At 68.9% G+C, this 25,606-nt stretch carries 13 protein-coding genes, 1 tRNA gene and 3 rRNA genes; 14 read left to right on the top strand and 3 right to left on the bottom strand.

Annotated elements, in window-relative coordinates; genetic code table 11:
- Window positions 1–491: 491 nt before the first annotated feature.
- From IE326_RS03990 to IE326_RS03975, 4 genes are all read left to right on the top strand, one after another.
- Window positions 492–2,016, top strand: a 16S ribosomal RNA gene (locus tag IE326_RS03990).
- Between the two features lie 283 nt (window positions 2,017–2,299).
- A 23S ribosomal RNA gene (locus IE326_RS03985) occupies window positions 2,300–5,421 on the top strand.
- Between the two features lie 77 nt (window positions 5,422–5,498).
- Window positions 5,499–5,615, top strand: a 5S ribosomal RNA gene (gene rrf / locus IE326_RS03980).
- The 16S, 23S and 5S rRNA genes sit together here with 1 tRNA gene alongside, the layout of an rRNA operon.
- Before the next feature lie 5 nt (window positions 5,616–5,620).
- Window positions 5,621–5,693 (top strand) — tRNA-Thr (locus tag IE326_RS03975).
- A 119-nt stretch (window positions 5,694–5,812) separates the two neighbouring features.
- On the opposite strand, the gene IE326_RS03970 is transcribed toward IE326_RS03975, so the two are convergent.
- Entirely contained in the window at window positions 5,813–8,458 is a 2,646-nt protein-coding gene (locus IE326_RS03970) for a SpoIIE family protein phosphatase (protein ID WP_190040838.1), read from the bottom strand.
- A 269-nt stretch (window positions 8,459–8,727) separates the two neighbouring features.
- On the opposite strand from IE326_RS03970, the gene IE326_RS03965 reads away from it, so the two are divergent.
- The 10 genes from IE326_RS03965 to IE326_RS03920 all read left to right on the top strand — a co-directional run bounded on the left by IE326_RS03965 (window position 8,728) and on the right by IE326_RS03920 (window position 23,962).
- Entirely contained in the window at window positions 8,728–14,274 is a 5,547-nt protein-coding gene (locus IE326_RS03965; protein WP_190040837.1) for a HAMP domain-containing protein, read from the top strand.
- A 300-nt stretch (window positions 14,275–14,574) separates the two neighbouring features.
- A complete protein-coding gene (locus IE326_RS03960) occupies window positions 14,575–15,249 on the top strand; it encodes a response regulator (protein WP_030757308.1) in 675 nt (224 codons plus the stop codon).
- Between the two features lie 149 nt (window positions 15,250–15,398).
- On the top strand, window positions 15,399–18,245 hold the full coding sequence (locus tag IE326_RS03955) for a DNA translocase FtsK (protein WP_190040836.1): 2,847 nt from the start codon (window positions 15,399–15,401) through the stop codon (window positions 18,243–18,245).
- A 308-nt stretch (window positions 18,246–18,553) separates the two neighbouring features.
- Complete coding sequence (locus IE326_RS03950) at window positions 18,554–19,375, top strand: helix-turn-helix domain-containing protein (protein ID WP_150232206.1); 822 nt, start codon at window positions 18,554–18,556, stop codon at window positions 19,373–19,375.
- A gap of 231 nt (window positions 19,376–19,606) precedes the next feature.
- Window positions 19,607–21,094, top strand: a complete 1,488-nt coding sequence (gene rimO, locus IE326_RS03945) for a 30S ribosomal protein S12 methylthiotransferase RimO (protein WP_190040835.1) — start codon at window positions 19,607–19,609, stop codon at window positions 21,092–21,094.
- The gene (gene pgsA / locus IE326_RS03940; protein WP_190040834.1) at window positions 21,091–21,771 is read left to right on the top strand and encodes a CDP-diacylglycerol--glycerol-3-phosphate 3-phosphatidyltransferase; all 681 of its coding nucleotides are present in this window, start codon (window positions 21,091–21,093) and stop codon (window positions 21,769–21,771) included. Before rimO ends, pgsA begins: the two co-directional genes overlap by 4 nt.
- Entirely contained in the window at window positions 21,768–22,304 is a 537-nt protein-coding gene (locus tag IE326_RS03935; RefSeq protein WP_150232210.1) for a CinA family protein, read from the top strand. The genes pgsA and IE326_RS03935 overlap by 4 nt, the downstream gene beginning before the upstream one ends.
- A 94-nt stretch (window positions 22,305–22,398) precedes the next feature.
- A complete protein-coding gene (locus IE326_RS03930) occupies window positions 22,399–22,782 on the top strand; it encodes a helix-turn-helix domain-containing protein (RefSeq protein WP_030757288.1) in 384 nt (127 codons plus the stop codon).
- Window positions 22,783–22,966: 184 nt separating this feature from the next.
- Window positions 22,967–23,437, top strand: coding sequence for a Dps family protein (locus IE326_RS03925; RefSeq protein ID WP_150232211.1), 471 nt, complete (start codon window positions 22,967–22,969; stop codon window positions 23,435–23,437).
- Window positions 23,438–23,692: 255 nt separating this feature from the next.
- A complete protein-coding gene (locus tag IE326_RS03920; RefSeq protein WP_150236118.1) occupies window positions 23,693–23,962 on the top strand; it encodes a hypothetical protein in 270 nt (89 codons plus the stop codon).
- On the opposite strand, the gene IE326_RS03915 is transcribed toward IE326_RS03920, so the two are convergent.
- A complete protein-coding gene (locus IE326_RS03915) occupies window positions 23,910–24,674 on the bottom strand; it encodes an SDR family NAD(P)-dependent oxidoreductase (RefSeq protein ID WP_190040833.1) in 765 nt (254 codons plus the stop codon). The two genes, IE326_RS03920 and IE326_RS03915, sit on opposite strands and share 53 nt — an antisense overlap.
- 32 nt (window positions 24,675–24,706) lie before the next feature.
- Window positions 24,707–25,525, bottom strand: a complete 819-nt coding sequence (locus IE326_RS03910; RefSeq protein WP_190040832.1) for a DNA-formamidopyrimidine glycosylase family protein — start codon at window positions 25,523–25,525, stop codon at window positions 24,707–24,709.
- Window positions 25,526–25,606: the final 81 nt, after the last annotated feature.

Below are 25,606 nucleotides of genomic sequence, written 5' to 3'. Positions count from 1 at the left end.
CGACCACTGGAGCGGGGCGCCTCGATTTGCATCGGGGCGCCCCGCTCCAGTACGTTTACGGCTCCGCCAGAACGGCAAGCTCCCGGCGCCGCAGTGCGCCCGGTCAGCTGAACGGGAGGCGGGAAATCCGACTCAGAACTTCTGATAAAGTCGGAAAGCGCTGGAAAGCCCGAGGAAACAAAAACTCGGACCGGAAAGCACCGAGGAAATCGGGTCGGAAAGATCTGATAGAGTCGGAAACGAAGGAAGCGCCCGGAGGGCCCGGAAACGGGATCGAAGGAAGCGTCCGCACCTTGAGAACTCAACAGCGTGCCAAAAATCAACGCCAGATTAGTTGATACCCCGTCCATCTTCGGATGGTCGAGGTTCCTTTGAAAAGTCCATCCTCTTCGGGGGGTGGCGATGACACAGCGAGGACGCTGTGGACAGCGGGCCTTATTCCGGCTCGTCTGTCCCGCTCAACGCGAGTGTGACCGGATATCCGGTAAACATTCACGGAGAGTTTGATCCTGGCTCAGGACGAACGCTGGCGGCGTGCTTAACACATGCAAGTCGAACGATGAAGCCCTTCGGGGTGGATTAGTGGCGAACGGGTGAGTAACACGTGGGCAATCTGCCCTTCACTCTGGGACAAGCCCTGGAAACGGGGTCTAATACCGGATACGAGTTCAGGAGGCATCTTCTGGACTGGAAAGCTCCGGCGGTGAAGGATGAGCCCGCGGCCTATCAGCTTGTTGGTGGGGTAACGGCCCACCAAGGCGACGACGGGTAGCCGGCCTGAGAGGGCGACCGGCCACACTGGGACTGAGACACGGCCCAGACTCCTACGGGAGGCAGCAGTGGGGAATATTGCACAATGGGCGAAAGCCTGATGCAGCGACGCCGCGTGAGGGATGACGGCCTTCGGGTTGTAAACCTCTTTCAGCAGGGAAGAAGCGAAAGTGACGGTACCTGCAGAAGAAGCGCCGGCTAACTACGTGCCAGCAGCCGCGGTAATACGTAGGGCGCAAGCGTTGTCCGGAATTATTGGGCGTAAAGAGCTCGTAGGCGGCTTGTCACGTCGGGTGTGAAAGCCCGGGGCTTAACCCCGGGTCTGCATCCGATACGGGCAGGCTAGAGTGTGGTAGGGGAGATCGGAATTCCTGGTGTAGCGGTGAAATGCGCAGATATCAGGAGGAACACCGGTGGCGAAGGCGGATCTCTGGGCCATTACTGACGCTGAGGAGCGAAAGCGTGGGGAGCGAACAGGATTAGATACCCTGGTAGTCCACGCCGTAAACGTTGGGAACTAGGTGTTGGCGACATTCCACGTCGTCGGTGCCGCAGCTAACGCATTAAGTTCCCCGCCTGGGGAGTACGGCCGCAAGGCTAAAACTCAAAGGAATTGACGGGGGCCCGCACAAGCAGCGGAGCATGTGGCTTAATTCGACGCAACGCGAAGAACCTTACCAAGGCTTGACATATACCGGAAAGCGCCAGAGATGGTGCCCCCCTTGTGGTCGGTATACAGGTGGTGCATGGCTGTCGTCAGCTCGTGTCGTGAGATGTTGGGTTAAGTCCCGCAACGAGCGCAACCCTTGTCCTGTGTTGCCAGCATGCCCTTCGGGGTGATGGGGACTCACAGGAGACCGCCGGGGTCAACTCGGAGGAAGGTGGGGACGACGTCAAGTCATCATGCCCCTTATGTCTTGGGCTGCACACGTGCTACAATGGCCGGTACAAAGAGCTGCGATGCCGCGAGGCGGAGCGAATCTCAAAAAGCCGGTCTCAGTTCGGATTGGGGTCTGCAACTCGACCCCATGAAGTCGGAGTTGCTAGTAATCGCAGATCAGCATTGCTGCGGTGAATACGTTCCCGGGCCTTGTACACACCGCCCGTCACGTCACGAAAGTCGGTAACACCCGAAGCCGGTGGCCCAACCCCTCGGGGAGGGAGCTGTCGAAGGTGGGACCAGCGATTGGGACGAAGTCGTAACAAGGTAGCCGTACCGGAAGGTGCGGCTGGATCACCTCCTTTCTAAGGAGCACAGTACCGATTGCAGGCAAACGTTCTGCACGGTCAGCTCATGGGTGGAACGTTGATTAGTTGGCACGATCAGGCGAGTCCTTCACCAGTACTGCTTCGGCGTGGAACGTGAAGAGACCTCAAGAGATCGTGCCTGGCACGTTGTTGGGTATCTGAGGGTACGGCCGCAAGGTTGTATCTTCGCGATGCCGGCCCCAGTAAAACTCTGCTTCGGCAGGGTGTGATGGGTGGCTGGTCGTTGCTTGAGAACTGCACAGTGGACGCGAGCATCTGTGGCCAAGTTTTTAAGGGCGCACGGTGGATGCCTTGGCACCAGGAACCGATGAAGGACGTGGGAGGCCGCGATAGTCCCCGGGGAGCCGTCAACCAGGCTTTGATCCGGGGGTTTCCGAATGGGGAAACCCGGCAGTCGTCATGGGCTGTCACCCACTGCTGAACACATAGGCAGTGTGGAGGGAACGAGGGGAAGTGAAACATCTCAGTACCCTCAGGAAGAGAAAACAACCGTGATTCCGGGAGTAGTGGCGAGCGAAACCGGATGAGGCCAAACCGTATGCGTGTGATACCCGGCAGGGGTTGCGCATGCGGGGTTGTGGGAGTTCTCTTGATCAGTCTGCCGGCTGGTCGGCGAGTCAGAAACCGTATGGATAGTCGAAGGACATGCGAAAGGTCCGGCGTAGAGGGTAAGACCCCCGTAGACGAAATCTGTACGGCTCGCTTGAGTATTTCCCAAGTAGCACGGGGCCCGAGAAATCCCGTGTGAATCTGGCGGGACCACCCGCTAAGCCTAAATATTCCCTGGTGACCGATAGCGGATAGTACCGTGAGGGAATGGTGAAAAGTACCGCGGGAGCGGAGTGAAATAGTACCTGAAACCGTGTGCCTACAAGCCGTGGGAGCGTCGGACACAAGCTTGCTTGTGTCTCGTGACTGCGTGCCTTTTGAAGAATGAGCCTGCGAGTTTGCGGTGTGTTGCGAGGTTAACCCGTGTGGGGAAGCCGTAGCGAAAGCGAGTCCGAACAGGGCGATTCAGTAGCACGCTCAAGACCCGAAGCGGAGTGATCTAGCCATGGGCAGGTTGAAGCGGAGGTAAGACTTCGTGGAGGACCGAACCCACCAGGGTTGAAAACCTGGGGGATGACCTGTGGTTAGGGGTGAAAGGCCAATCAAACTCCGTGATAGCTGGTTCTCCCCGAAATGCATTTAGGTGCAGCGTCGTGTGTTTCTTGCCGGAGGTAGAGCACTGGATAGGCGATGGGCCCTACCGGGTTACTGACCTTAGCCAAACTCCGAATGCCGGTAAGTGAGAGCACGGCAGTGAGACTGTGGGGGATAAGCTCCATGGGCGAGAGGGAAACAGCCCAGAGCATCGACTAAGGCCCCTAAGCGTACGCTAAGTGGGAAAGGATGTGGAGTCGCAGAGACAACCAGGAGGTTGGCTTAGAAGCAGCCACCCTTGAAAGAGTGCGTAATAGCTCACTGGTCAAGTGATTCCGCGCCGACAATGTAGCGGGGCTCAAGCGTACCGCCGAAGTCGTGTCATTGCAGTACATACCCCCAACGGGGACTGTGATGGGTAGGGGAGCGTCGTGTGCCGGGTGAAGCAGCCGCGGAAGCGAGTTGTGGACGGTTCACGAGTGAGAATGCAGGCATGAGTAGCGATACACACGTGAGAAACGTGTGCGCCGATTGACTAAGGGTTCCTGGGTCAAGCTGATCTGCCCAGGGTAAGTCGGGACCTAAGGCGAGGCCGACAGGCGTAGTCGATGGACAACCGGTTGATATTCCGGTACCCGCTTTGAAACGCCCAATATCGAGCCCATTAATGCTAAGCCCGTGAAGCCGTTCCGGACCCTTCGGGGAATGGAAAGTGGTGGAGCCGGCGAACCAAGGTGGTAGTAGGTAAGCGATGGGGTGACGCAGGAAGGTAGTCCAGCCCGGGCGGTGGTTGTCCCGGGGTAAGGGTGTAGGACGCACGGTAGGCAAATCCGTCGTGCACATAGTCTGAGACCTGATGCCGAGCCGATTGTGGTGAAGTGGATGATCCTATGCTGTCGAGAAAAGCCTCTAGCGAGTTTCATGGCGGCCCGTACCCTAAACCGACTCAGGTGGTCAGGTAGAGAATACCGAGGCGTTCGGGTGAACTATGGTTAAGGAACTCGGCAAAATGCCCCCGTAACTTCGGGAGAAGGGGGGCCATCACTGGTGATGACACTTGCTGTCTGAGCTGGGGGTGGCCGCAGAGACCAGCGAGAAGCGACTGTTTACTAAAAACACAGGTCCGTGCGAAGCCGTAAGGCGATGTATACGGACTGACGCCTGCCCGGTGCTGGAACGTTAAGGGGACCGGTTAGTGACCTTTCGGGGTTGCGAAGCTGAGAACTTAAGCGCCAGTAAACGGCGGTGGTAACTATAACCATCCTAAGGTAGCGAAATTCCTTGTCGGGTAAGTTCCGACCTGCACGAATGGCGTAACGACTTCTCGACTGTCTCAACCATAGGCCCGGTGAAATTGCACTACGAGTAAAGATGCTCGTTTCGCGCAGAAGGACGGAAAGACCCCGGGACCTTTACTACAGTTTGATATTGGTGTTCGGTTCGGCTTGTGTAGGATAGGTGGGAGACTGTGAAGCGGCCACGCCAGTGGTTGTGGAGTCGTCGTTGAAATACCACTCTGGTCGTGCTGGATGTCTAACCTCGGTCCGTGATCCGGATCAGGGACAGTGTCTGATGGGTAGTTTAACTGGGGCGGTTGCCTCCCAAAGGGTAACGGAGGCGCCCAAAGGTTCCCTCAGCCTGGTTGGCAATCAGGTGTTGAGTGTAAGTGCACAAGGGAGCTTGACTGTGAGACCGACGGGTCGAGCAGGGACGAAAGTCGGGACTAGTGATCCGGCGGTGGCTTGTGGAAGCGCCGTCGCTCAACGGATAAAAGGTACCCCGGGGATAACAGGCTGATCTTCCCCAAGAGTCCATATCGACGGGATGGTTTGGCACCTCGATGTCGGCTCGTCGCATCCTGGGGCTGGAGTCGGTCCCAAGGGTTGGGCTGTTCGCCCATTAAAGCGGTACGCGAGCTGGGTTTAGAACGTCGTGAGACAGTTCGGTCCCTATCCTCTGTGCGCGTAGGAATATTGAGAAGGGCTGTCCCTAGTACGAGAGGACCGGGACGGACGAACCTCTGGTGTGCCAGTTGTCCTGCCAAGGGCATGGCTGGTTGGCTACGTTCGGGAGGGATAACCGCTGAAAGCATCTAAGCGGGAAGCCTGCTTCGAGATGAGTATTCCCACCTCCTTGAGAGGGTAAGGCTCCCAGTAGACGACTGGGTTGATAGGCCGGATGTGGAAGCCCAGTAATGGGTGGAGCTGACCGGTACTAATAGGCCGAGGGCTTGTCCTCAGTTGCTCGCGTCCACTGTGTTTGTTCTGAAGCAACGAACTCGCCAAGTATCTGGCTGGAGTTCAACTTCATAGTGTTTCGGTGGTCATAGCGTTAGGGAAACGCCCGGTTACATTCCGAACCCGGAAGCTAAGCCTTTCAGCGCCGATGGTACTGCAGGGGGGACCCTGTGGGAGAGTAGGACACCGCCGAACAACCCGCCCTTTTAGCTCAGTCGGCAGAGCGTCTCCATGGTAAGGAGAAGGTCAACGGTTCGATTCCGTTAAAGGGCTCAGAGAAAAGGCCCCCGCCATCAGGCGGGGGCCTTTTTGCGTTCCCCGGAAAGTTCCTGGGAGAGAAGAGTCGAGGGGTACCTCCGGCTGCCGGAGGTACCCCTCGACTCTTTCCCGGGTCAGCTGGGATCGGGTTCCTGGAGGCGCATGGTCAGGATGGCCATGTCGTCGGAGGCGGGGGCCTGGGCGAAGCGTTCCACGGCGCGGAGGATGCGGCCGCCCACGGCGCCGGCGGTGAGGCCCGTGCAGGTCTTCAGGGCTTCCGCGAGGCCGTCGTCGCCGAGCATGCGGGTGCCCTCGCGGCGCTCGGTGACGCCGTCCGTGACACAGAGGAGGACGTCGCCGGGGGCGAGCGTGAAGGTCTCCTCGGACAGCTCCAGGTCCTCCATCACGCCCAGTAGGGGCTGCGGTTCGGCGGCAGGGGTGACCGTGCCGTCGGGGCGCAGGCGGAGGGGGAGCGGATGGCCGGCGCAGACCACCTTCAGGACCGCCGAACCGTCGGCCTGCGGGTGGAGCTCGCCGTACAGGAGGGTCAGGAAGCGGCTGCGGGCGCCCTCGTCGAGGATGGCCGTGTTCAGGCGCTCCAGGACCGCCGGGCCGCCGAAGCCCTCCCGGGCCAGGAGGCGCAGGGCGTGCCGGGCCAGGCCCGTGACGGCCGCCGCCTCCGGGCCCGTGCCGCAGACGTCGCCGATGGCGAAGCCGTACACGTTCTCCCGGATCGGGAAGACGTCGTAGAAGTCGCCGCCCACCTCGTTGCCCTCGCCGGCCGCGCGGTAGATCACGTCCACCTCGACGCCCGGGATCTTCGGGAGGTCCGGCGGCAGGAGGCTGCGCTGGAGGGACTGGCTGATGGCGTTGCGCTCCGAGTACAGGCGCGCGTTGTCCAGGGCCAGGGCGGCCCGGCGGGAGAGGTCCTCGGCGAGCTCCAGGATCTCCTGGCGGAAGTGGTCCTCGGCCGGGCGGCCCAGGGTCAGCATGCCGATCACGCGGTTGCGGGCGACCAGGGGCAGCACGACCGTCTCGCCGGCGACCGCGCCGGCCGTGGCCAGAGCGGTGTCGATGCCGGAGGACAGCGGGCTGCCCAGGTGGTCCAGCTCGCGGGCCGACGCGGCCAGCGCCGCCCGGTGGGCCGCGTCGCCGGGCGCCGTCCAGAGCCGGGCGCCGGGCGCCGGCACCGGGTCCGGAGGGGCGATGGAGCCCAGCAGGTCCTTCAGGCCGTCGATGCGGTCCTCGTCCTCGTGGAGCACGTACGACAGGTACGGCTCCGAGGCCGGGTCGGCGATCGTGTAGACCGCGCACCAGGTGGCCAGGGTCGGGACCGTCATCTGGGCCATCAGGGCCAGCGTCTGGTCCCGGTCGAGGGTGCCGGCCAGCAGGTCGGACGCCTCGACGAGGAAGCTGAGGGAGCCCCGGCGGAGCCGTTCGAGCTCGCCGAGCCGGGCCGACTCGACGGCCAGGGCGATGCGGTCCGCGGCGAACTGGAGCCGCAGGGCCTCCTCGTTCGAATACCGGTTCGCGGACTCGGCGGCCACCCCGAGGGAGCCGGTGAGCCTGCCCTCGACCTTCAGGGGCACCGTGACGACCGAACGCATGCCGGTGCCCTCCAGGAGGGGCACGGCGCCGGGAACGGCCGCCAGGTCCTCGTGGACCGCCGGCATGCGGGCGGAGCCGTACCGGCTGGCGCCGGTCTCCACCGGGACCCGGGCGAAGCGCTGGCGGGCCGCCGGGAGGCCGGTGGTCGCCCGCACCTCCAGCTCGGTCTCGTCGTCGGTGGCGAGGAGGAGGAAGGCGGCGTCGCCGTCCAGCATGTCCCGGGCCCGCTCGACCGTGCGCTGGAGCAGCCCGTCCAGGTCGTCGGGGGCGGGAGAGCCGATGAAGACCTCGAAGGGGTCCGTGGCGCGGCTCTCCGCGCCCGGATCGGCCGCGGGGCGCTGCGGGGTCTGGAGGACCGCCCGCTCCTCCTCCCGGACCAGCAGGCAGACCGTGGAGGGCTCGCCCTCGGCGTCCCGGACCCGCAGGTGGGAGGCGTACACGGGGATGACGCGGCCGTCGGAGCGGCGGAGCCCGTAGCTGCCCTCCCAGCGGGACAGGCGCAGGGCCTCGGCGAGGCCGGTGCCGATGCCGGGGGTGTGGGGCCAGGCCGCCAGGTCGCCGAGGGGCTTGCCGGTGACCTGCTCGGGGGCGTACCCGAAGAGCTCCTCCGCGTCCTCGCTCCAGGAGGTGATGGCGCCGTCGCGGTCGATCTGGACGACGGCGACGCGGACCCGGCTGTCCGCGACCGGGAGGAGGGCGTCGGGGAGGACCGGGCCGGCAGAACGGGTGCCGACCGGGCGCTGCGGGAGGTCCAGGTGGAACCAGACGTGCTTGCGGGTGGGGGAGTAGTCCACGCCCCAGCGGTCGGCGAGGGCGGCGCACAGGAGCAGGCCCCGGCCGTTCTCCCGGTCCGGGCTCGCGATCGTCCGGCCGCTCTGGACCGGGATCTCGCGCTCCGGGTAGCGGTCGGCGACCTCGACGCGGACGCTGTCCTCGGAACGCAGGCACAGCACGTCGGCCGCGGTGCCCGCGTGCACCACGGCGTTGGTGACCAGTTCGCTGGTCAGGACGACGGCGTCGTCCACGAGCTCCGGATGGCCCCAGCCCTGGAGGGTGTCCCGGACGAAGGCCCGGGCGGCGGCGACGGACCGTCCGACGGGCTCGAAGGTGGCGGTCGCCCGCGCGGTGATCACAGCACTCCTCGTACGCGTCTCGACGCCCGGCTCCGCCATGCTCGGTCTGCCCCTCCCACTGCCCGGTGGTCGTACGCGCTCCGCACCGCCCCCGCCGGGCGGACCGGGGCGGCTGGACAGCCGGATGCCAGGTTACTTACCTTCGCCGTCCCCGCGGATGCCGGTCTCCGCTGTTTCCGCCCTCCTGGGGTGGGGACGTTGTGCGAAGCTGCCGAACTGTTATCGCCTGGTTCGGTCGCGGTGAAACACTGGGAATGCTTCGGCGGGAGCCGGAGCGGAACGGTCGAACCCCTTTCGGGAGGGACACGGTGGAGTCTGGCACGGCGGCGCGGCGCGGCGGCGGCAGCGGCACGCGCGCGAGGGGCGGGCGTTCCCGTGGGGGGACGGTGCAGGTGGACGTGGCCGCACTGGAGCGGCTGCTGTCCGCACTGGTGTCGATGCGCGACGGGAACCTGCGGAGAAGGCTGACGGTCTCCGGCGACGGGGTGATGGCCGAGATCGCGGCCGTCTTCAACGAGGTCGCGGACCGGCAGATGCACGTCACGGGCGAGCTGTCGCGGGTGCGGCGGGTCGTCGGGCGCGAGGGCAAGCTGTCCGAGCGCCTGGAGGCCGGGGCGACCGAGGGTGCCTGGGCGGCGGCGATCGAGGCGGCGAACGCGCTCGTCGACGACCTGGCCCGGCCGGTGTCCGAGGTGAGCCGGGTGCTCACGGCGGTCGCCGAGGGCGACCTCGAACAGCGGATGGACCTGCGTTCGGAGGGTTCCGACGGGACGGTGCGGCCGCTGCGCGGCGAGTTCCTGAAGGTCGCCCGTACCGTCAACCACCTCGTGGACCAGCTGTCGGTCTTCGCGTCCGAGGTGACGCGGGTGGCCGTCGAGGTGGGCACCGAGGGCATCCTCGGCGGTCAGGCGCACGTCCGGGGCGTCTCCGGGTCCTGGAAGGACCTCACGGACTCCGTCAACACCATGGCGAACCAGCTGACGGCCCAGGTGCGGGACATCGCGCTGGTGACCACGGCCGTGGCCAACGGCGACCTGTCGCAGAAGGTCACGGCGAACGTGGCCGGCGAGATGCTGTCGCTGAAGAACACCGTGAACACGATGGTGGACCAGCTGTCGTCGTTCTCCTCCGAGGTGACCCGGGTGGCCCGCGAGGTCGGCACCGAGGGCGAGCTCGGCGGCCAGGCCGAGGTGGCCGGGGTCGCCGGCGTGTGGAAGGACCTCACCGACTCCGTCAACACGATGGCGGGCAACCTCACCAACCAGGTGCGGGGGATCGCGGAGGTGACGACGGCGGTCGCCAACGGCGACCTGTCGCAGAAGGTCACCGTGAGCGCGCGCGGCGAGATCGCGCAGCTCGCCGACACCATCAACCAGATGACGGAGACCCTGCGGACCTTCGCCGACGAGGTGACCCGGGTGTCCGGGGAGGTCGGCGCCGAGGGCCTGCTCGGCGGACAGGCGCAGGTGCCGGGCGCGGCGGGCACCTGGAAGGACCTCACCGACTCGGTCAACACCGTCTTCCGGAACATCACCACGCAGGTGCGGGACATCGCGCAGGTGACGACGGCGGTCGCCAACGGCGACCTGTCGCAGAAGGTCACCGTCGACGTGGCCGGCGAGATGCTGGAGCTGAAGAACACCGTCAACACCATGGTGGACCAGCTGTCCGCCTTCGGTTCCGAGGTGACCCGGGTGGCCCGGGAGGTCGGCGTCGAGGGCCGGCTGGGCGGGCAGGCGCAGGTGCCCGGCGCCGCCGGCACGTGGAAGGACCTCACCGACTCGGTGAACAACGCCTTCCACAACCTCACCGGCCAGGTGCGGGACATCGCGCAGGTGACGACGGCGGTGGCCAACGGCGACCTGTCGCAGAAGGTCACCGTCGACGTGGCCGGCGAGATGCTGGAGCTGAAGAACACCGTCAACACCATGGTGTCGCAGCTGTCGTCCTTCGCCGACCAGGTCACGCGGATGGCCCGGGACGTGGGCACGGAGGGCCGGCTCGGCGGTCAGGCGCGGGTGGACGGCGTCTCCGGCCGCTGGCGCGAGCTGACCGACTCGGTGAACTTCATGGCCGGGAACCTCACCTCGCAGGTGCGGCAGATCGCCCAGGTGACGACGGCGGTGGCGCGCGGCGACCTGTCGCAGAAGATCGACGTGGACGCGCGCGGCGAGATCCTGGAGCTGAAGAACACCATCAACACGATGGTCGACCAGCTCTCCGCCTTCGCCGACCAGGTGACCCGGGTGGCCCGCGAGGTGGGCACCGAGGGCCGGCTGGGCGGTCAGGCGCAGGTGCCGGGCGTCGCCGGCGTGTGGCGGGACCTCACCGACTCGGTGAACAGCATGGCCGGGAACCTGACGGCCCAGGTCCGCAACATCGCGCAGGTCGCCACCGCGGTGGCCCGGGGCGACCTGTCGCAGAAGATCGACGTGGACGCCCGGGGCGAGATCCAGGAGCTGAAGAACACCCTCAACACGATGGTGGACCAGCTGTCGTCGTTCGCCGACCAGGTGACCCGGGTCGCCCGCGAGGTGGGCACCGAGGGCATCCTGGGCGGGCAGGCCGAGGTGCAGGGGGTCTCCGGCACCTGGAAGGACCTGACCCAGTCGGTGAACTTCATGGCGAACAACCTGACCTTCCAGGTCCGGAACATCGCCGAGGTCACCACCGCCGTCGCCCGCGGCGACCTGTCGAAGAAGATCACCGTCGACGCCAAGGGCGAGATCCTGGAACTCGTCACCACCGTCAACACGATGGTGGACCAGCTGTCGAACTTCGCCGACGAGGTGACCCGGGTGGCCCGCGAGGTGGGCACCGAGGGCATCCTCGGCGGCCAGGCCCGGGTGCGCGGCGTCACCGGCATCTGGAAGGACCTCAGCGACAACGTCAACCTGATGGCCAACAACCTGACCAGCCAGGTGCGGAACATCGCCCGCGTCTCCTCGGCGGTCGCCAACGGCGATCTGACGAAGAAGGTCACCGTCGAGGCGCGCGGCGAGGTCGCCGAACTCGCCGAGACCGTCAACACAATGGTGACGACGCTGTCGTCGTTCGCCGACGAGGTGACCCGGGTGGCCCGCGAGGTGGGCACCGAGGGCATCCTCGGCGGCCAGGCCCGGGTGCCCGGCGGCTCGGGCACCTGGAAGGACCTCACCGACTCGGTGAACAGCATGGCCGACAACCTCACCGGCCAGGTGCGGCAGATCGCCGCGGTCACCACCGCCATCGCCAAGGGCGACCTCACCAAGAAGATCGACATCGAGGCCCGGGGCGAGATCCAGGAGCTGAAGAACACCATCAACACGATGGTCGACCAGCTGTCGAACTTCGCCGAGGAGGTCACCCGGGTCGCCCGCGAGGTGGGCACCGACGGGCAGCTCGGCGGCCAGGCGCGGGTCCGGGACGTCGAGGGCACCTGGAGCGACCTCACGCTCTCCGTGAACGAGATGGCCGGGAACCTCACCCGGCAGGTGCGCGCCATCGCGGCCGTCGCCACCGCGGTGACCCGCGGCGACCTCAACGTCAAGATCGACGGTGTGGACGCGGCCGGCGAGATCCAGGCGCTCCAGGAGAACATCAACACGATGATCGCCAACCTGCGCGACACCACCCTCGCCAACGACGAGCAGGACTGGCTGAAGTCCAACCTGGCCCGGATCTCCGGCCTCATGCAGGGCCGCCGGGACCTCGACGACGTCGCCTCGCTCATCATGAGCGAGCTGACGCCGGTGGTCTCCGCCCAGCACGGCGCCTTCTTCGTGGCGACCCCGGTCGGCTCCGCCAACCACGACACCGAACTCGTCGGCGAGGGCGACGGCTCGTACGAGCTGCGCATGCGCGGGAGTTACGGCTACTCCGCCGGTTCCATGCCGACCTCCTTCCGCCCCGGCGAGACCCTCATCGGGACGGCGGCGGAGGAGAAGCGGACCATCCAGGTCAACGTGCCGCCGGGCTACCTCAAGATCTCGTCCGGGCTCGGCGAGGCCTCGCCCGCGCACGTGATCGTGCTGCCCGTCCTCTTCGAGGGGAAGGTCCTCGGCGTCATCGAGCTGGCGTCCTTCCAGCCGTTCGCCCAGATCCAGCGGGACTTCCTCAACCAGATCGCCGAGCTCATCGCGACCACCGTCAACACCATCAGCGTCAACACCAAGACGGAGGTGCTGCTCCAGCAGTCGCAGAAGCTGACCGAGCAGCTCAAGGAGCGGTCGGCGGAGCTGGAGAACCGGCAGAAGGAGCTCCAGAACTCCAACGCCGAGCTGGAGGACAAGGCCGAGCTCCTCGCCCGGCAGAACCGCGACATCGAGGTCAAGAACACGGAGATCGAGGAGGCCCGGCAGGTCCTGGAGGAGCGCGCCGAACAGCTCGCCGTCTCCATGCGCTACAAGTCCGAGTTCCTCGCCAACATGTCGCACGAGCTGCGCACCCCGCTCAACTCGCTGCTCATCCTGGCCAAGCTGCTCGCGGACAACGCGGAGACCAACCTCACCCCGAAGCAGGTGGAGTTCGCCGAGACCATCCACGGCGCGGGCTCCGACCTGCTCCAGCTGATCAACGACATCCTCGACCTGTCGAAGGTCGAGGCGGGCAAGATGGACGTGTCCCCGACCCGGATCGCGCTCGTCCAGCTCGTCGACTACGTGGAGGCGACCTTCCGGCCGCTCACCGCGGAGAAGGGCCTCGACTTCTCGGTCCGCGTCTCGCCCGAACTGCCCGCCACGCTCCACACCGACGAGCAGCGGCTCCTCCAGGTGCTGCGCAACCTGCTGTCCAACGCGGTGAAGTTCACCGACTCCGGCGCGGTCGAGCTGGTCATCCGGCCGGCCGGCGCGGACGTGCCGCAGTCGATCAGGGAGCAGCTCCTGGAGGCGGGTTCGCTGAGCGAGGCCGACGCCGACCTGATCGCCTTCTCGGTCACCGACACCGGCATCGGGATCGCGGCCAGCAAGATGCGGGTCATCTTCGAGGCGTTCAAGCAGGCCGACGGCACCACCAGCCGCAAGTACGGCGGCACGGGCCTCGGGCTCTCGATCAGCCGGGAGATCGCCCGGCTGCTCGGCGGCGAGATCTTCGCGGCGAGCGAGCCGGGCCGCGGCTCCACCTTCACCCTCTACCTGCCGCTGAACCCGACCGAGGTGCCGCCGCACGGCTACGGGCAGGGCGAGGCGGACGATCCGCAGCAGGAGGCGGAGGAGGGCCCGACCGGGCACTCCTACCCGCACTTCCCGCCCGCTCCGGTGCGGAGCGAGGCGCGTTCGGGGGCGCTCTTCCGGCACCGGCGCAAGGCCGGGGCGGCGGCGGAGAGCGCGGACGCGGCGGGCGCCGCCGGCGCGACGGGTGCCACGGGTGCCGAGGGCGCGGCCGGGGAGGGCGAGGCGCTGGGCGTGGTCCCCGGGCAGCCGGGCCCGCAGGGGCCGGACTTCGCGGAGCAGGCCGCGGCGGCGGGGACCGGTGCGGAGCAGCGCCGCACCTTCTCCTTCTCCGGCGAGAAGGTCCTCATCGTCGACGACGACATCCGCAACGTCTTCGCCCTCACCAGCGTCCTGGAGCAGCACGGGCTCGCGGTGCTGTACGCGGAGAACGGGCGGGAGGGCATCGAGGTCCTGGAGCAGAACGACGACGTGACGATCGTCCTGATGGACATCATGATGCCGGAGATGGACGGGTACGCGACGACGACCGCGATCCGGCGGATGCCGCAGTTCGCGGGGCTGCCGATCATCGCGCTCACCGCGAAGGCGATGAAGGGGGACCGGGAGAAGGCGATCGAGTCGGGTGCCTCCGACTACGTCACCAAGCCGGTCGACCCGGACTACCTGCTGTCCGTCATGGAGCAGTGGATGCGGGGCGCGTGAGCGCGCCGCCGAGGGGTGCCGGACCGGCCGGGACCGGTACCCCTCGGCGTACCTGCGCCGGAGGCGTGTGAGAGCCTCCGATCCGGGGAACCTTCTCGACCCGCGCTCCGTTTCCGGACTGTGCACAGTGACATCACGGTGACAGGGTGTGGCGATGGGCGGGGTGCGGCTACGATGACCGGCACAGGGACGGACGGCGCCAGGAAGCCGTCCTCCGGGGCGGCGCCCGGTGCTTCCCCCGCTTCCGGAAGCGGTTCCGGAAGCCGGGTCGAGCCGTTGCCGGGACGAGGAGGACGGGGCATGGTGCAGAAGGCCAAGATCCTCCTGGTCGATGACCGGCCGGAGAATCTGCTGGCGCTGGAGGCCATTCTCTCCGCGCTCGATCAGACGCTGGTGCGGGCATCGTCCGGGGAGGAAGCGCTCAAGGCGCTGCTGACGGACGACTTCGCGGTCATCCTGCTCGACGTCCAGATGCCCGGCATGGACGGCTTCGAGACCGCCGCGCACATCAAGCGCCGCGAGCGGACGCGGGACATCCCGATCATCTTCCTCACCGCGATCAACCACGGCCCCCACCACACCTTCCGGGGGTACGCGGCCGGCGCGGTCGACTACATCTCCAAGCCGTTCGACCCCTGGGTGCTGCGCGCCAAGGTCTCCGTCTTCGTCGAGCTCTACATGAAGAACTGCAAGCTGCGCGAGCAGGCCGCGCTGCTGCGCCTCCAGCTGGAGGGCGGCGGCGAGGGCGGCCAGGGCAAGGAGACGGCGGGGCTGCTCGCCGAGCTGTCCGCCCGTCTCGCGGCCGTCGAGGAGCAGGCCGAGGCGCTGTCGAAGCAGCTCGACGACGAGTCCGCCGACGCGGCCGCCGTCGCCACCGCCGCCCATCTGGAGCGCAAGCTCACCGGGCTGCGGCGGGCGTTGGACGCGCTGGAGCCGGGCACCGGCGGCGTGCCCCCGCTGCCCGCGCAGGGCTGAGGGGACGTCACCCCCGGTCCGTCCGGTCGGTGACCGGGGGTCACTTCGGCCCGTCCGGTCGGTGACCGGGCGTCAGCTCCGCGCCGGGGCAAGGACGACACGTTCGGGTGAGGCGGACAGCCCGGCCCCTCACCGGTAACCTCAGCACCATGGCTTCACGTACGTCCGGCAAGGGTTCCCAGGGCACCGCACCATCGCGCGCCGGCCGGACGGCGGGGGCCGCGAAGAAGACGGCCGCCAAGTCCGCGGCGAAGACCCCGGCCAAGTCCGCCGGGAAACCGCCCGCGAAGAGGACCGCGGCGAAGAAGGCCGCTCCGGCCAGGCGCGCGCCCGCGAAGAAGGCCGCGGCGAAACGGCCCGCGCCCCGCCCGGCGCCGTCCCCGACCGGGGGCGTGTACAAGGTGGCGCGCGGCGCCGCCCACGGGGTCGGCGCGATGTTCCGGGGGATAGGGCGCGGCGCGAAGGGGCTCGACCCCGCCCACCGCAAGGACGGGATCGCCCTGCTGCTGCTCGCCGCCGCGCTGATCGTCGCGGCCGGCACCTGGTCCCGTCTGGACAACCCCGTCGGCGACCTCGTGGAGATGCTGGTCACCGGCGCCTTCGGCCGGCTCGACCTGCTCGTCCCGCTGCTGCTGGGCGGCATCTCCTTCCGGCTCTTCTGCTATCCGGAGCGGCCGGAGGCCAACGGCCGGATCGTCATCGGGCTCTCCGCCCTCGTCCTCGGCGTCCTCGGACAGGTCCACATCGCCTGCGGCGCGCCCGGCAGGGACGCCGGGTCCGAGGCCATGCAGGACGCGGGCGGCCTGATCGGCTGGGCGGTGTCCCAGCCGCTGGTCTTCATGACGGGGGAGGCCCTGGCCGTCCCCCTGCTGGTGCTGCTCACCCTCTTCGGACTGCTGGTCGTCACCGCCACCCCGGTCAACGCGATCCCGCAGCGGCTGCGGGCCCTCGGCGTCCGGCTCGGCCTCGTCGAACCCGCGTACGAGGAGGGCGTCGAGGAGTACGCCGAGCAGGAACCGTACGAGGAAGACTGGCGGGAGGCGCCGCAGCGCACCGCCCGGTCGGTCCGGCGTCGCGGCGGGCCGGGCGCCGACCCGTACGACGTGGACCGGGCGGAGGCGGAGGCGCTGGAGCGGCGCGGGCGCGCCGGCCGGTCCCGCACCGGCAGGAGCGGCCACGAGCAGGGTCTGGACCCGGTCGACGTGGCCGCCGCGGCGGCCGCCGCCCTCGACGGCGCGGTGCTGAACGGCATGCCGCCGTCGCCGCTGGTCGCCGACCTGACCCGGGACGTGGCCGCCGAGCGGGCCGCCGCCCTGGCCGAGGGGGCCGAGGGGACGCCGGACGGGGCCACCGGGCCCGTACCGTCCCTGGCGAAGGGACCGCAGAAGACGCCGCCGAACGTGCCGACCGCGCGGGGCGGGGAGAAGCGGCCGGCGGGTGGATCCGTACCCGATCTGACCAAGCCGGCGCCGGAGCCGACCGATCTGCCGGCCCGGGCCGAGCAGCTCCAGCTCTCCGGCGACATCACCTACGCGCTGCCGTCGCTCGACCTGCTGGAGCGCGGCGGTCCCGGCAAGACGCGGTCCGCCGCGAACGACATCGTGGTGGACGCGCTGTCGAACGTGTTCAGCGAGTTCAAGGTGGACGCGGCCGTAACCGGCTTCACCCGCGGGCCGACGGTCACCCGGTACGAGGTCGAGCTCGGGCCCGCCGTGAAGGTCGAGAAGATCACCGCCCTGACGAAGAACATCGCCTACGCGGTGGCCTCGCCGGACGTGCGGATCATCTCGCCCATCCCCGGCAAGTCCGCCGTCGGCATCGAGATCCCGAACTCCGACCGCGAGATGGTCAACCTCGGAGACGTGCTGCGGCTCGCGGACGCGGCGGGGGACGACCACCCCATGCTGGTGGCGCTCGGCAAGGACGTCGAGGGCGGCTACGTGATGGCCAACCTGGCGAAGATGCCCCACGTCCTGGTCGCCGGCGCCACCGGCTCCGGCAAGTCCTCGTGCATCAACTGCCTGATCACCTCGATCATGATCCGGGCGACCCCGGAGGACGTCCGGATGGTCCTCGTCGACCCCAAGCGGGTCGAGCTGACCGCCTACGAGGGCATCCCGCACCTGATCACGCCGATCATCACCAACCCCAAGCGGGCCGCCGAGGCCCTCCAGTGGGTGGTGCGCGAGATGGACCTGCGCTACGACGACCTGGCGGCCTTCGGCTTCCGGCACATCGACGACTTCAACCAGGCGATCCGCGAGGGCAAGGTCCAGCTGCCGCCCGGCAGCGAGCGCGAGCTGAAGACGTACCCGTACCTCCTGGTGATCGTCGACGAGCTCGCCGACCTGATGATGGTCGCGCCCCGGGACGTCGAGGACGCCATCGTCCGCATCACCCAGCTGGCCCGCGCGGCCGGCATCCACCTGGTGCTCGCCACCCAGCGGCCCTCGGTGGACGTCGTCACCGGTCTGATCAAGGCGAACGTGCCGTCCCGGCTCGCCTTCGCCACCTCCTCGCTCGCCGACAGCCGGGTCATCCTCGACCAGCCGGGTGCCGAGAAGCTCATCGGCAAGGGCGACGGCCTCTTCCTGCCGATGGGCGCGAACAAGCCGACCCGCATGCAGGGCGCCTTCGTCACCGAGGCCGAGGTCGCGGCCGTCGTGCAGCACTGCAAGGACCAGATGACGCCGGTCTTCCGGGACGACGTCACCGTCGGCACCAAGCAGAAGAAGGAGATCGACGAGGAGATCGGCGACGACCTCGACCTGCTGTGCCAGGCGGCCGAGCTGGTCGTGTCGACGCAGTTCGGCTCGACCTCGATGCTCCAGCGGAAGCTGCGGGTCGGCTTCGCGAAGGCCGGCCGGCTGATGGACCTCATGGAGTCGCGCAACATCGTCGGGCCCAGCGAGGGCTCCAAGGCGCGGGACGTCCTCGTCAAGCCGGACGAGCTGGACGGGGTGCTGGCGGTGATCCGGGGGGAGTCCGCCGAGTGACGGGGGCGGCGGGGTGTGGCACCGGGGGACCGGGGTACCCGTTCGGGACCGGGCCGACAAGCCCGGGGTACCCGTTCGGGACCGGGGTACCCGTTCGAGACCGGGCCGAGACTCACTCGTAAGGGAACGGAGGGCAACCGTTTCCCCTGGCCGTACGTCAAGTTGGACGAGGGGACGGAAGGACGTCCTCTCCTCGTCGGAGTACAACCTCATGGCGTACAAACCGCACCCGCCCGGTTGCCCCACCCTTTCGTACCACCCATAGACTGAACGTCCAGCAGGTGGCTACACGCTCGAAAGGCGCTCTCGTGTCCATCGGCAACTCCCCCGAAGACGACCGGACGTTCCCGTCAGCCGACCGGGAACCGATCGGCCGCACCCTCCAGCAGGCCCGCATCGCCGCCGGCCTCAGCGTCGAAGAGGTCAGCGCCTCCACCCGTGTCCGGATCCCGATCGTGCACGGCATCGAGGAGGACGACTTCTCGCGCTGCGGCGGAGACGTCTACGCGCGCGGCCACATCCGGACGCTCGCCCGCGCCGTCGGGATCGATCCGGCCCCGCTGATCGAGCAGTACGACGCCGAGCATGGCGGGCGTCCCTCACCCACCCCGGCCGCCCCGCTCTTCGAGGCGGAACGCATCCGTCCCGAGCCCCGGCGGCCCAACTGGACCGCGGCCATGGTCGCGGCGATCGTCGCCGTCGTCGGGTTCGTCGGCTTCACGATGTTCAACGGCGCCGAGGAACCGAAGGGGACCACGGCCGCCGAGGGCGGGCCCGCGCCCGCCCCGGAGAAGGCGACCTCCGCCGCCAAGCCGAAGCCGGCCAAGCCCGCGCCGAAGCCGACCGGCAGCGCCATCGCGGCCGTCCCGGCGGACAAGGTCACCATCCGGCTCACCGCCGACGGCAAGAGCTGGATCTCGGCCAAGGCCGCCGACGGCAAGATGCTCTTCGACGGCTTCCTCCAGGAAGGCGACACCAAGACCTTCCAGGACGACGAGCAGGTCGACCTCGTCCTCGGCAACGCGGGCGCGATCGAGCTGTACGTGAACGGCAAGAAGGTCTCCGAGAAGTTCGAGGACGGCCAGGTGGAGCGGCTCAGCTACACCAAGGGCGACCCCGAGGCCGGCTGAACCGCGGACCGCGCCGGACGACGGACAGGGCAGGGCGACGGCCCGCCGCGCAGGACGCGCGGCGGGCCGTCGCCGTGTCCGAGCCGGGGCGGACCGGAGCGCCGCCCCGCATCCCGGTGAGAAGGACATGACAGATGTGACCCGTGTGACGGAGGGGTCGGGTGTGACCTCCGTCGCGCAGGTGAACCCTGAGCGACCGGGTGCCGTCCGGGACGAAGTAGTCTTGAGCCCATGCCCGAACGCCGTACCGTCGCCCTTGTCACTCTCGGATGCGCCCGTAACGAGGTGGACTCGGAGGAGCTCGCAGGCCGCTTGGCAGCGGACGGCTGGGAGCTCGTCGAGAACGCCGAGGACGCAGACGTCGCCGTCGTCAACACCTGCGGCTTCGTCGAAGCCGCCAAGAAGGACTCCGTCGACGCCCTCCTCGAAGCCAATGATCTGAAGGACCACGGCAAGACCCAGGCCGTCGTCGCGGTCGGCTGCATGGCCGAGCGCTACGGCAAGGAGCTGGCCGACGCCCTCCCCGAGGCCGACGGCGTGCTCGGCTTCGACGACTACGCCGACATCTCCAACCGCCTCCAGACCATCCTCAGCGGCGGCAGCGTCGAGGCGCACACCCCGCGCGACCGCCGCAAGCTCCTCCCGCTCTCCCCGGTCGACCGCCAGCAGGCCGCCGCCGAGGTCGCCCTCCCGGGCCACGGAGCCGCCGAGGAGCCGCAGGACGTCCCCGGCGACCTGCCCGAGGGCCTCGCGCCCGCCTCCGGCCCCCGCGCCCCGCTCCGCCGCCGTCTCGACCGCAGCCCCGTCGCCTCCGTGAAGCTGGCCTCCGGCTGCGACCGCCGCTGCTCCTTCTGCGCCATCCCGTCCTTCCGCGGCAGCTTCGTCTCCCGCCGCCCCTCGGACGTGCTGAACGAGACCCGCTGGCTCGCCGAGCAGGGCGTCAAGGAGATCATGCTGGTCTCCGAGAACAACACCTCGTACGGCAAGGACCTCGGCGACATCCGCCTCCTGGAGGGCCTGCTGCCCGAGCTCGCGGCCGTCGACGGCATCGAGCGCGTCCGGGTCAGCTACCTCCAGCCGGCCGAGATGCGTCCCGGCCTGATCGACGTGCTGACCTCCACCGACAAGGTCGTGCCCTACTTCGACCTGTCGTTCCAGCACAGCGCCCCCGACGTGCTGCGCGCGATGCGCCGCTTCGGCGACACCGACCGCTTCCTCGACCTGCTCGCCACCATCCGCGAGAAGGCCCCCACGGCCGGCGCCCGCTCCAACTTCATCGTCGGCTTCCCCGGCGAGACCGAGGCCGACTTCGCCGAGCTGGAACGCTTCATCACCCACGCCCGCCTCGACGCCATCGGCGTCTTCGGCTACTCCGACGAGGACGGCACCGAGGCCGCCACGTACGAGCACAAGCTCGACCAGGAGGTCGTGGACGCGCGGCTCGCCCACCTCTCCCGGCTCGCCGAGGAGCTCACCGCGCAGCGCGCGGAGGAGCGGATCGGAGAGATGCTGGAGGTACTGGTGGAGTCCGAGGACGAGGAGGACGGCTGGATCGGCCGCGCCGCCCACCAGGCCCCGGAGACGGACGGGCAGGTCTACCTCGTCGACGGTGGTGGCGCGGGCCCCGACCTGGCCCCGGGCCGTATGGTCAGGGCCAAGGTCGTGAGCACCGAAGGCGTCGACCTCGTGGCGGAGTGTGTCGAGGAGGTGGGCAGATGACCGGAGTCCCGGCATCCGCGACGGGCGGGACCGGAAGGCCGGCGCCCCGCGGCAAGCTGGGCGCGGTGGCCGTGAACCCCGTCAGCGTGTGGAACATCGCCAACATCCTCACCATGATCCGGCTCGTCCTCGTGCCGGCCTTCGTGGTACTGCTCCTCCAGGACGGCGGTCACGACCCCGCCTGGCGGGCCTGGGCGTGGGCGGCCTTCGCCGTCGCCATGATCACGGACGTCTTCGACGGGCACCTGGCCCGGACGTACAACCTGGTCACCGACTTCGGGAAGATCGCCGACCCCATCGCCGACAAGGCGATCATGGCGGCCGGCCTGATCTGCCTCTCCGGCCTCGGCGACCTGCCCTGGTGGGTCACCGGGGTGATCCTGGCCCGTGAGCTGGGCATCACGCTGATGCGCTTCTGGGTGATCCGGCACGGGGTCATCCCGGCCAGCCGCGGCGGGAAGATGAAGACGCTCGCCCAGGGCACGGCGGTCGGCATGTACGTGCTCATGCTCACCGGCCCGCTGGCGACGCTGCGCTTCTGGGTGATGGCGGTGGCGGTCGTGCTGACCGTCGTCACCGGTCTGGATTATGTGCGACAGGCGGTCGTACTGAGGCGCCGGGGGCTCGCGGCCGAGCGGGCCGCCCGGGCGGAGGCGTCGGAGGCTTCGGCGCGATGAGCACCGCGGCCCGGGTGCTCGCCCTCCTGCTGGAGCGCGGCCAGACGGTGGCCGCCGCCGAGTCGCTCACCGGTGGCCTGGTGGCCGCCGAGCTGACCCGGGTCCCCGGGGCGTCCCGGGGGTTCCTCGGTTCCGTGACGGCGTACGCCACCCCCCTCAAGCACCGGCTGCTGGGGGTGGACGCCGACCTGCTGGACGCGCGCGGGGCGGTGGATCCCGAGGTCGCGGCGCAGATGGCGCGGGGTGTGCGGGACCGGCTGGGCGCCGACTGGGGGGTGTCGACGACCGGGGTCGCGGGCCCCGAACCCCAGGACGGCCGGCCGGTCGGGACGGTCTACGTGGCCGTCGCGGGACCCGCCACGACAGGCGCCGCCGCGGGGAAAGTGGTGTCGTTGAGGTTGAACGGCGATCGCGCGGAAATCCGTAGAGAGAGCGTGCGAAGCGCGCTGGAACTGTTGCACGAAGAACTCTCGGGAAATGCGCGGGCACAGGATACGGAACAGAACGGGGGGAATGGATGTTTGCAGCCCTGAGTGAACACGACATCGCTCCCCGCACGGCCGCGGCGCGAGGCGGTACGGTGGGGCGTGAAGGATGCGGCTACGCGGTCCGAGGAGGGAGCCACCGATGATTCTGCTCCGTCGCCTGCTGGGTGACGTGCTGCGTCGGCAGCGCCAGCGCCAGGGCCGTACTCTGCGCGAAGTCTCCTCGTCCGCCCGAGTCTCGCTCGGCTATCTCTCCGAGGTGGAGCGGGGGCAGAAGGAGGCTTCCTCCGAGCTGCTCTCCGCGATCTGCGACGCGCTGGACGTACGGATGTCCGAGCTCATGCGTGAAGTGAGCGACGAACTGTCCCTGGCCGAGCTGGCCGAGTCGGCTGCGTCGAGCGAACCGGTTCCCGTACCGGTCCGTCCGATGCTCAATTCGGTGTCGGTGACGTCGGTGGCCGGTGTGCCCACCGAGCGGGTGACCATCAAGGCGCCCGCGGAGGCCGTGGACGTCGTCGCCGCCTGAGTCCGAACGGGTCGGAGCCCCGGTCGACACCCCCTGTGCGGGGTGCCGGCCGGGGCTCCGTCGTTCCGGGCTCTCTCACGGGTCTTTCCCCGCGTCTAGCTTTTCATGCGTTTTGTTTGAGATGCCGGATTCCGGACAGGCGTGCCATGGTGGGGGGAACGTACGACTGGTTGGAGATACCCGTATGTCTGTCGTGAAGAGCCCGCTGTCCGAGGCCGACCTCAAGACGGTCGGCAATGCCCTCCAGGGAGCCCTCGTCGACCTGGTCGACCTGGCACTGGTCGCCAAGCAGGTGCACTGGAACGTCGTGGGGCCGCGCTTCCGCTCCGTCCACCTCCAGCTCGACGAGGTGGTGGACACCGCCCGTCTGCACTCCGACACCGTGGCCGAGCGGGCCTCGGCGCTCGGCGTCAACCCGGACGGGCGCGCGGCGACGGTGGCTTCCAGCAGCGCGATCGGGACGGTGCCCGAGGGCTGGATCAAGGACGCGGAGGCCGTGCAGATCATGGTGGCCTCGCTCGGTGCCGTCATCACCCGGATGCGGGAACGGGTGGACGCCACCGGCGATCCCGACCCCATCAGCCAGGACATCCTCATCTCCCTCACCGCCGACCTTGAGAAGCACGCGTGGATGTTCCAGGCGGAGAGTGCCTAGGCGGCCGGCGTGACGATACGGGCGGCCGCCGCGAAGCGGGCCGCGGGAGACGAGAGGGTCCACGGGGCGCGCGTCGATGCGGCGCGCGTCCACGCGGCCCGTGACGGTGGGCTCCGGGGTGGCGCCGAGGGTGCGTGGTACTGCGCGCGCGGGGGCGTCCGCCGGATCGCGCGCGGGGTGCGCGCCGGAGCTGACACCGGTGCGCCCTCCCGCAGGGTGATCCTGCCGGTCTAGCGTCGAGCGCAGGAGGCGGCCATGGTACGGCGACGGGTTCCGCTGGTGACGCTCCCGCTGATCGCGGTCGGACTGGTGGCCGGGGGGCTCTGGTGGTGGGCGGTGCTGCGCCTGCTGCTGGTTCCGGGTGAGACCGGACCGGTGGAGGGGGTCGTGGTCGCGGGAGGCTGGGGGCTGAGCCTGCTGCCGGTGCACGTGGCCGCCTCCTCCCGTCCCGCCCTCCTCACCCGGGCCCGGCTCACCAGGGCATGGCGACGCCGCCGTTCGGGCGCAGGATCTGCCCCGTCGTGAACGCGGAGGCGTCGCAGGCGAGATGGAGGACCGCGTGGGCGACGTCCTCGGCCTCGCCGACCCGCCGCAGCGGTGAGTGACGGGCCATCACGGCCTCGGCCTGCTCCTGGGCGGCGGGCTCGTGACGGTCCGTCATGGGCGTGCGGATCCAGCCCGGCGCGACCGCGTTGACCCGGATACCGTGCGGGCCCGCCTCCACCGCGAGGGTCTTGGTGAGCTGGACGACGGCGGCCTTGGCGGCGCTGTAGCAGAGCAGGCCGGGGCTCGCGGTGTCCATCGCGCCCGAGGCCATGGTGACGATCGACCCCGGCGTGCCGGAGGCGATCATCGAGCGGGCCGCCTCCTGGCAGGCGTACAGCACGCCCTTGAAGTTCACGGAGAGGACGCGGTCGAGATCCTCCTCGCGGGTCTCCAGGACCGTACTGGTGTGCATGATCCCGGCGACCGCAGCCATGACGTGGAGGGGGCCCGCCGCGTCCACGGCGGCGGCGAGCGCCCGCCGGTCGGTCACGTCGAGCGGGTGGACGGCGGCGGTGCCGCCCTCGCGGGCGATCAGCGCCGCCGTCTCCTTCAGCCCGGGCTCGTCCCGGTCCGCCAGGTGCAGGGCCGCGCCCGCCCGGGCGAGGAGGACCGCGCTCGCGCGGCCGATGCCGCTCGCGGCGCCCGTCACGAAGGCGGTGCGGCCGGTGAGGTCGTACGCCGAGAGGCTCATGGCGGGACCGTACGACCGTATCTGACGGATCGTCAATTGTGTGGCGGGCGGGGATTCCCGGCGGCCCGGTCGGGGCCGCGCTGGCAGCCCGGACACCAGTAGGACACCCGGTCGCCCTGCTCCGCCCGGCGGACGGCGCCCCCGCAGCGCAGACAGGGACGGCCCTCGCGGCCGTAGACGTACAGCCGGGTGCCCGGGTGGCGGGTCGTCGTCGTGCGCCGGTCGGGGTGGTCCTTGTTCGCCTCCAGGAGACGGTGGGCGGTCGCCGCCAGCCTGGCGGGGACGTCCGGCGCCAGCTCGCCGACCGGCAGCCACGGCGTCACGGCCGCGAGGAACGCCAGCTCCGACTTGTACACGTTCCCGATCCCGGCGAGGTTGCGCTGGTCCAGCAGCGCCTCGCCCAGGGGGCGGGCCGGATCGGCGAGGAGCCGGCGGACCGCCTCCCCCGGATCCCAGTCGGGGCCCAGCAGATCGGGGCCGAGGTGCCCCACCGCCCGGTCCTCCTCGGCGGTGCGGAGCAGCTCCAGGACCGGCAGGCGGTAGCCGTACGCGGTGTGCTCCCCGTTCCCCAGGACGGCCCGGATCTGGTGCTCGGGGCCGCCCCGGGGGCGCTCCCCGGTCGCGTACACCTTCCAGGCGCCCTCCATCCGCAGATGCGAGTGGAGGGTGAGCCCGCCCTCGATCCGGGCCAGCAGGTGCTTGCCGCGCGGGGTGACGTCCAGCACCGCGCGGCCGGTGAGGTCGGCGGTCGCGAAACGGGGCACCCGCAGGTCCGCGCGGGTCAGCACCCGCCCGGCCAGCGCGGCGTGCAGCCGGTGGGCGACCTGCCAGACGGTGTCTCCTTCGGGCACGGGACGGCCTCCTCACGGTCGTTCCTTCGGACCACGCGGGTCCGGTCTCCTGCGCCGGCCCGGTTTCCTCGGTGGGGTCGG

The sequence above is a fragment of the Streptomyces filamentosus genome (genome assembly GCF_014654895.1).
Lineage (GTDB): Bacteria > Actinomycetota > Actinomycetes > Streptomycetales > Streptomycetaceae > Streptomyces > Streptomyces filamentosus.
Note: the sequence above shows the minus strand (reverse complement) of the source record. Positions and strands in the feature narration are given on the sequence as shown.

Bases quoted from the DNA above. Each gene is read 5' to 3' on its own strand.
- IE326_RS03970 (WP_190040838.1), bottom strand. From the start codon at position 8,458: ATGGCGGAGCCGGGCGTCGAGACGCGTACGAGGAGTGCTGTGATCACC.
- IE326_RS03960 (WP_030757308.1), top strand. From the start codon at position 14,575: ATGGTGCAGAAGGCCAAGATCCTCCTGGTCGATGACCGGCCGGAGAAT.
- IE326_RS03955 (WP_190040836.1), top strand. From the start codon at position 15,399: ATGGCTTCACGTACGTCCGGCAAGGGTTCCCAGGGCACCGCACCATCG.
- rimO (WP_190040835.1), top strand. From the start codon at position 19,607: ATGCCCGAACGCCGTACCGTCGCCCTTGTCACTCTCGGATGCGCCCGT.
- pgsA (WP_190040834.1), top strand. From the start codon at position 21,091: ATGACCGGAGTCCCGGCATCCGCGACGGGCGGGACCGGAAGGCCGGCG.
- IE326_RS03935 (WP_150232210.1), top strand. From the start codon at position 21,768: ATGAGCACCGCGGCCCGGGTGCTCGCCCTCCTGCTGGAGCGCGGCCAG.
- IE326_RS03930 (WP_030757288.1), top strand. From the start codon at position 22,399: ATGATTCTGCTCCGTCGCCTGCTGGGTGACGTGCTGCGTCGGCAGCGC.
- IE326_RS03925 (WP_150232211.1), top strand. From the start codon at position 22,967: ATGTCTGTCGTGAAGAGCCCGCTGTCCGAGGCCGACCTCAAGACGGTC.
- IE326_RS03920 (WP_150236118.1), top strand. From the start codon at position 23,693: ATGGTACGGCGACGGGTTCCGCTGGTGACGCTCCCGCTGATCGCGGTC.
- IE326_RS03915 (WP_190040833.1), bottom strand. From the start codon at position 24,674: ATGAGCCTCTCGGCGTACGACCTCACCGGCCGCACCGCCTTCGTGACG.